This window comes from Methanospirillum sp., assembly GCF_035560735.1.
In the GTDB taxonomy this organism is placed as follows: Archaea; Halobacteriota; Methanomicrobia; order Methanomicrobiales; family Methanospirillaceae; genus Methanospirillum.
The window spans coordinates 1-7,132 of record NZ_DATMYY010000122.1 but is presented as its reverse complement, the minus strand read 5'-3'; the positions used below and the strand labels follow the sequence as shown (position 1 = coordinate 7,132).

Below are 7,132 nucleotides of genomic sequence, written 5' to 3'. Positions count from 1 at the left end.
AACTTCGTTTCATGTCTCATGTTCTACAACCATCATATCTGCTTCTTGCGATTATGACAACGGTTCTAATTGTCTCTATTGGGGGGGTTTTGGCAGAGGATACACTTTCTTCTGTATCTCCTGTACAGCAAACGCAATGTCTGACGCTCTATACTGAACAACTCCCACCATATAATTATCAGGAGAATGGGTCTGTAAAAGGATTTACTATAGATATTCTTAATGAAATCAGCGCAAAATCAGGATTAAATCTCTCTCCTGATATGATACACGTCGTTCCATGGGAAGAGGGCTACGAGGCTGCCCTTAATGGAACCAACACGGTCATCTTCTCAACTGCACGAATCCCTGAGCGTGAAAACCTGTTTAAATGGGTAGGACCGATATCCATTGAACGGTATGTTCTGTTCGCTCCCAATGAATCACCCATTACGGTAGATTCTCCTGAAAATTTGAAAAACTTAAGAATTGGTGCAATATCCGGGGATGCTTCAGTCTCCCAACTTCTTGCCAAGGGTGTGAATGAAAGCAGTATTGTCACAGCAGATACCATATCGGATCTCATCTCAATGACACATGACAAGAAGATTGATCTCTGGGCATATCCTGAAATCACAGGACAATATTATATCGGCCAGATAACTGGCAATTATGATTCATTTGCTCCGGTATATCCACTCGAAGGAGTAGGAATCTATTATGCTTTCAGCAAGGATGTTTCAGATGCAACAGTCGGTTCATATCAGAAGGCTCTCGATGAACTGAAACAGCAGAAGAATGAGACCGGAGTGAGCAGATATGATCAGATCCTTGGGCAGTATATCCCGAACACTGATTTGAATATTATTAGCAAGAGTAAATAATTCAGCAGGAGTTGATTGTATCTATCCACCTCCAACTTCTTTTCATATGAAATCAGACTATTAAATCTGCTTTTTTTGGAGGGTATCCCCGATCCTGATAACCTCCTGGACCAGGAGATCAAAGGCCTCTCTTTTGCTGCGATGATTTGTTATCGCAACATGCAGGTAATTTTTGTCTCGAATGCTTACTATTGATGAGACAGCAATCCCCTGCTCCTGGAGTTCTATCTCTATCTCTTTGTTCAGGATATTCAGGGAAGACGTCACGGCTCCGGGTATGACATACCTGAAATTTACAATATTTAAGGAGACCGGCATTGCCAGTTCCAGTTTTGGGTTGGCGGTGACCAGATCCGAAAGGTATTGGGCCTGGTCAATATTTTGTTGAATAAGACGTCCGTATTTGGCTGTTCCATTTTCTTTGAGCGTCATCCAGACCTTGAGGGCATGAAATCCCCTGGATATTTCAAACCCATAGTCGGAGAGCCATGGCACATCAACACCTGTCAACCCTCGTTCCCCTTACCCGTGAGCAAGGTATGTCGGAGTGAAAGAGAAGGCCTGGCGGTGTTCATCTCCATTTCTAATAAGAATACATGCGACCGGATACGAGAGGTACAAATAGAATTGTTAAAACAGATTTGGGATTATCTTATTCAGACAGGTCTTCCAACGCCGATCTGCATGAGATCCTCACCGATGATGACTTTTACTGTTGTATTCTCTTTAACCTTCTCAAGATGTTCCTCCGGTGTATTGCCGGGAACAATGTGATTGAGCACTAGGGTCTTAACCCTGCATGATTCAGCAACGGAACCAACTTTATCGATTGAAGTATGTGAAGAGAGCATATGTTCTTTAAGAGCTGCCATCTGGCTCCCGGGTTTCGGATCTCCAAACTTCAGATCGATCCAGGCTGGATCAATAACCTCATGGACGAGAACATCAGCACCGGATGCAAGTTTTTGCAGGTTTCCATTTGTATCAGGGCCAGTATCACCTGAAAAAACTATTGAACCATCTGATGTATCAAAGCGGTACGCAAGAGCAGGATATACCTGATGGTGATCCACAAGAGTTGCTGTAACATTTACATTTTTGTCAGAGTAGACCTCAAACGGATCCATGGATGGACATGTCCCATTATTTGGATCGGATATAGCCACCGGCAGATGAATATCATCTGCTTCTGATCCACCTATCTCTTTTACCGTGATAAGTTTAGTGAAATCACGATATCCATCATCAAGAGTCATATCGTTGATACTCTGGGCAAATGCCTGCCATATAATATGAGTCATCTGCCTGAGTCCGGGTGTTGGTGTGACATCCTTGGGATCAGATGTGTCAGTGTATAGTATTGTACCTCCTCTCTCGGTATAGTTGGTCTTGTCTGTATCAAGTTCTCCACGGTTACCTGGTCCGAAAACCAGTAATGGTGATATTTTTGTCTCTCCGGTTTTTTGATCAATGGTAGTTCCAAGCCCTGCTCCTGGTCCGATAAGGAGAAGACTTGGATAATCTGCTGTATGATCCTGATGCAGATGAGTGAAGAACAGGGCTCTTGCATGGGAGAGAAAGGTTGATGACCCGTTTTCGACTCTCCCAGTTGGAGTATTAACAAAATCACCAGTATTGAACGCCTCAGATAGATGGGCTGCTGATCCCTGACCCATGTCAATAAGATACATGGTGTCTCCCACAACAACTGCTGAAGAAGAACTTGCACTCCTTGTTTCCGGATACCAGGAAACCCCGCCAGTTGTACCCAGAAGAACTATTTTAGTATGATAACTGTTGGAATCAGTTCCGGTAAGGACAGAGGCCGCAGTTGCCTCCTCTGCAATTACTATAACACAGGATACTCCAAGAACCAGTAGCAAGGTAAGCAACAGGAACCATCTATCGCCCATACCTTGGATAGAGTTTTGGGGAACATAAAATTTTCTCAGCATTCACTCTTCATTTCCTGCAATAATCACAAAAGTTGGACAAACAGGAAGACTAAAAAATCAGAAAATATTCAGTTCTCTCTCATTCTACCTGTAAAGCATCGTTCTATAATTTAACCAGGTTTTATATTCAGGATATCACTCTGGCTGTTACTACTTCTTCTTCCGGCTCCATTGGAATGAGTATCCATGCACAGATGTAAATCAGGATCCCGGTTCCGCAGGTAAATAATAGTAATAACGCGATTAACCTGATGATCACCGGATCAATATCCAGGTACTGCCCAATTCCACTGCACACTCCACCCAGGATTTTATCGTTTCGAGATCGGTATATCCGCTTATCTACCATGACATATCATGTTCATATCAAGACTCAAAAATTGTACTCCCTGAATGGAACCAGACCTCATCATGATTGACAAACTCGGATCACCTTCAGGTGATACACAACTTATAGTTCCCAGGAATCGCCATCTCATCCTTCTTGTCATCCTGGCTTGTGCATTCATGGGAGTTGTAGACATTCAGATCGTTTCAATTGCTCTTCCTACCATCACACATTTGCTGAATGCATCAGTTGGTCAGACACAATGGATAGCAACCAGTTATGTAATTACCGTTCTTTGCACAGTATTATTATTTGGAACCATATCTGCCGGGATTGGTAAAGGCAGAATACTAAAAACCGGAATACTGGTATTTACAATAAGTTCTCTTGCCTGCGGTCTTTCCACCACTCTCGGAGAATTGATCTTCTTCAGGGTACTACAGGGGCTTGGTGCTTCGCTGATGATGGGCGTTCTCATGGCTTTGATCATCGAAATTTTCCCTCCTCATGAGCGTGGAAGGGCGATGGGTCTTAACACAGCGGTGATAGCGCTCGGTCTTATTGTAGGACCATCTGCTGGTGGGTTTATTGTAGATGCAGCCGGATGGCCATTTATATTCTTCTTCAATATCCCGGTGGGCATCCTGCTCTTTCTCGGTGCCATTCACTACTTCCCAGGTGATAGAACCGTGAAGGGATACAAGTTCAGCGATTATATCGGTGCAATACTCCTCGTTCTCGTCATGGCAGCATTAGCCATGGTTTTTAATACTCTTGCAAATCCGCCAATCCAGGTTGTTTACCTGGGATTATGGTTCGGTCTTTGGATTACTCTTTTTGCTGCCTTTATCCTTCGTGAGCGATCTCACTCACAGCCTCTGTTATATCTTAGCATCTTCAGAAATCCCAGATTCGTTCTCCCCTCAATCAGTCTTGTCCTCTATCTTGCTGCAACCTTCATCCTTCTCACCGGCCAACCGTTTTACTTTCAGGGTGCGATGGGTCTCTCTCCCTCCCATATCGGTCTCATTGCATTGATCACTCCGGTTACGATGATTCTCTCAGCTCCCTTCTTCGGCTGGCTGTACGACCGGACAAAGTGGCGGGGATATACGGTCATCGGACTTGCCCTTATGGGACTTGCATATTTTGGCTGCGGTATTGCATTTTACCGCATGGAGTTTCTTCTCATTATCGTTTCATTTATCGCGACCGGAATAGGCAGAGCAATATTTCAGGGACCAAATGTGATTGAGATCATGGCTGCAGTCCCTCCTTCACTTCAGGGTATGGGATCAGGGCTGATTACGACACTGATGTATCTTGGCATTATGGTAGGCATCTCGCTCACTGCCATCCTTCTGACTGCAGGACTTGCAAGTTCTGGATATTATGGTCAGGTTCTTGATGCAGATCCCCATGTGCTCGCAACAATATTCGGGCAAATTATGGGTATTGGAGGTCTGATATGTCTTGTAGGAGCGGTATGCTCTTTTAGAAGAGAAAAGTCAGGCGGGTAAAAAAGTTATTTTTCTGTGATGACAGAAAAACCACACAACATTTAGCGCTGAATGATCTGTTTTATACGTATAGTTATTGTGTGGGTTCGATCTCGTCCTTTGGGTTTATCTCTGGTTCCTGGTTTGGACCTGCACCCGGGCATTGCATCTGGTGTAACCTAATGATCCCGTTACATGAACTGCAGACGTAAAATTCATCCTTCCAGCAGTCAGGACATGCCCACCGCCCACAAATCACGCATTGCCGTAATGATGGTACAGGGGCAGCCCGGTGACAGAGATCGCAGATGTATCGTGAAAACGACTCACTATCCCTGACCGGTGGTTCACCCTGTCTGCGAATCTCACCGATCACAGAGCGAAGATGGGAGTAAAAACTCCCTGTCTGCTCACTTCCTGCCGGATTTTTCTGTTGCCAGGGAATTTTCCAGGGCATTTAGCCGACCCTCGAGATCTTCCAGAGTGGTCTTCATCTCGCTCTCATATTTTTTCAGTGTCACAATCCGCTCTTCATCGCGGGTAAGTGCTGCGTTTCTATCTTCCTTGAACGAGTTCAGGACCGGTCTGCGTACCAGTGACCACTCCTCAACAAACCGCTCAAACTTCCGGTCAAGGTACTCATCGACCCTGCTTTCAACTGGCCTGCTTATTGCAATTCTGCCACCTGATCCCTTGAAGAAGTAATACACCAGGAAGATTATCAGGATCGCAAGAACAACAATCAGAATTATCTCTTCCGGAGTCATTTCACTTTCTCCTTTAGCAGGCGGACACGTGTTTCAAGATCGCTTAGTTTGGTAGAGGTTTCGCGTTCAAACGACTTCAGACCTACAAGTTCATCCTGAACACGGTGAAACCGCTGGGTGAGATCGGTGAGATCATTTCTGGTGGAGAGCTGCCACTCTTCGATGATCATGCTCATTCTGCGGTCGAGATATCCGGAGAGGTAGTTATCTAATTTCATACTTTCTTCTCCAGTTCTTCGATTGCCAATTTCAAGTCTGAAGTACGTTTCTCCAGATTTGATTTCTCAACCACCAGTCTCTCCACTTCATATGAGAGGAACTCAAGTTTCTGTTTCAGGTGGCGGAGATCATCATCAGTCACAAGTCCCCACTCATCAATGACTGCTTCAGCATTGCGGTCAAAGAATGAGTCGAGTTGTTTGTCTAAAGTAGGAATTGAATCGGCTACCGATCCAGGCAGTGAACTTAGTTCCTGCATATAATTCTTAGTTCTGGTAAATGTTGGATACATGCCCATCACAGAATCTTCTTCTCTTCATCCTGAATCTTGGTCAGCATTCTATCGAGTTTCTCATCCTTGATCATATTCTCAAGTTTCTGGATCCTTCCTTCAACAAGTTTCTGTTTTACAAAGATGTCAGATTGAAGGGATGCATTCAGATCTTCGAGTTCACGCATCGACGAGAGTTTATCTTCACTTATTCTGAGCAAGGAGGGCCCTTTGGTACTTGAGTCTTCCTTGAGAATACCAAGTTTTTCCCGCTCGAGTTCAAGTTCAAGCTTCCTGTTGTTGGTTTTCATCAGGCGGATCTCACGAACTATGAGGAAGATGAAGACAATGACTCCAAAGATGATGGCAATACCGATAAGCCCGTCGTTTGTAAACGTGACTTCCACGTCTACCCCTCCAGCAGCTTAGTCGTATACTCAAGACCCTTATCTGATCCAGCCAGGTATACGAGGTCTCCAGTTTCAAGTACTGTCGAGTCGCCCAGGGGTATGACGGCATCAGCCCGTTGAACCGCAATAATCATCACTTCAGGGGGGATAGTCAGGTTCTGGATTGATCTTCCAGCTACTGTTGCAGCTTTCACCTGGGCAGCATGTTTCTCACCCTCGCTCTCGAGAAGCAGTTTTTTCAGTGCTGCTGCGTCTTCCGGTTTAAGTGATTTCAGACCAGCCTCTACTGCTGCATTAAATCGCGAAGTCGGGACAAGTTCCTTGATACGTGCTGCAGTCTCACGTCCTGCCTCCCCGATCTTTTCTCCAATTGGGGTGACCTCTTCTACAATCTTTGTAGAGACTTCTTTGGCTTTTTCGTGAATACCTTGGGCAGCCTGACTCGTTCCTTCTCTGATACCGGCCGTCTTTTCAGAGAGTGTCTCCCCGATATCCTGGACTCCCTGGTTGATCTTTCCGGCAAGTTCTCCGGCTGCTTCTTTGACCTGTTCAGTAACTGGAACCTTTCTTTTGACATGCACATCAGTGCCATCAGTGATACCGAGTTTCTTGAGATCCTCCTCACTGATCCTGATCTGGCCCTGCTCGACGAGTGCGTCAGCGTACACGGTCAGAGTGATTGAAGCCCCTTCGGAAGTAACAACCTCAACCTCGGTTTTGTCATCGATACCGATTTCCGTAAGCAGGCTGCTATGGACTCGTGCTCTACCGTGACCAGGCATGGCACGTTTTATTGCCCGCAGGATAACTTCTTCCATAC

General features: G+C 45.3%; 11 protein-coding genes. 2 read left to right on the top strand and 9 right to left on the bottom strand.

The annotated features are described in order from the left end of the window. Positions 1 to 863, top strand: an 863-nt coding sequence (locus tag VN429_RS03825; RefSeq protein ID WP_325629965.1) for a substrate-binding periplasmic protein, incomplete at its 5' end; no start/stop codon positions are given. Positions 864 to 923: 60 nt separating this feature from the next. Here the strand turns inward: VN429_RS03825 and VN429_RS03820 are convergent. The 3 genes from VN429_RS03820 to VN429_RS03810 form a co-directional block, all read right to left on the bottom strand. Further along, complete coding sequence (locus VN429_RS03820; protein WP_325629963.1) at positions 924 to 1,373, bottom strand: pyridoxal-dependent decarboxylase; 450 nt, start codon at positions 1,371 to 1,373, stop codon at positions 924 to 926. Between the two features lie 146 nt (positions 1,374 to 1,519). Next, a complete protein-coding gene (locus VN429_RS03815; protein WP_325629961.1) occupies positions 1,520 to 2,776 on the bottom strand; it encodes an MBL fold metallo-hydrolase in 1,257 nt (418 codons plus the stop codon). Between the two features lie 169 nt (positions 2,777 to 2,945). Continuing rightward, entirely contained in the window at positions 2,946 to 3,167 is a 222-nt protein-coding gene (locus VN429_RS03810; protein ID WP_325629959.1) for a PspC domain-containing protein, read from the bottom strand. A gap of 62 nt (positions 3,168 to 3,229) precedes the next feature. Here VN429_RS03810 and VN429_RS03805 point away from each other — a divergent pair, with 62 nt between their 5' ends. Beyond that, positions 3,230 to 4,666, top strand: coding sequence for an MFS transporter (locus tag VN429_RS03805; RefSeq protein WP_325629957.1), 1,437 nt, complete (start codon positions 3,230 to 3,232; stop codon positions 4,664 to 4,666). Positions 4,667 to 4,739: 73 nt separating this feature from the next. Here the strand turns inward: VN429_RS03805 and VN429_RS03800 are convergent, their stop codons facing one another. From VN429_RS03800 to VN429_RS03775, 6 genes are all read right to left on the bottom strand, one after another. Beyond that, on the bottom strand, positions 4,740 to 5,102 hold the full coding sequence (locus VN429_RS03800) for a hypothetical protein (protein WP_325629955.1): 363 nt from the start codon (positions 5,100 to 5,102) through the stop codon (positions 4,740 to 4,742). Further along, positions 5,056 to 5,412 (bottom strand): hypothetical protein, encoded by a 357-nt coding sequence (locus VN429_RS03795; protein ID WP_325629953.1) that lies wholly within the window; start codon positions 5,410 to 5,412, stop codon positions 5,056 to 5,058. Before VN429_RS03795 ends, VN429_RS03800 begins: the two co-directional genes overlap by 47 nt. Then, positions 5,409 to 5,630 carry a hypothetical protein gene (locus VN429_RS03790; protein ID WP_325629951.1) on the bottom strand — a complete coding sequence of 74 codons (222 nt, stop codon included), beginning with the start codon at positions 5,628 to 5,630 and terminating at the stop codon, positions 5,409 to 5,411. The genes VN429_RS03795 and VN429_RS03790 overlap by 4 nt, the downstream gene beginning before the upstream one ends. Next, complete coding sequence (locus VN429_RS03785; RefSeq protein WP_325629949.1) at positions 5,627 to 5,923, bottom strand: hypothetical protein; 297 nt, start codon at positions 5,921 to 5,923, stop codon at positions 5,627 to 5,629. Before VN429_RS03785 ends, VN429_RS03790 begins: the two co-directional genes overlap by 4 nt. A 5-nt stretch (positions 5,924 to 5,928) precedes the next feature. Then, positions 5,929 to 6,309: a hypothetical protein gene (locus VN429_RS03780; protein WP_325629947.1), complete on the bottom strand. Its 381-nt coding sequence runs from the start codon at positions 6,307 to 6,309 to the stop codon at positions 5,929 to 5,931. Between the two features lie 2 nt (positions 6,310 to 6,311). Next, the coding region (locus tag VN429_RS03775; RefSeq protein WP_325629945.1) for a TrkA C-terminal domain-containing protein at positions 6,312 to 7,132 on the bottom strand (821 nt) is incomplete at its 5' end.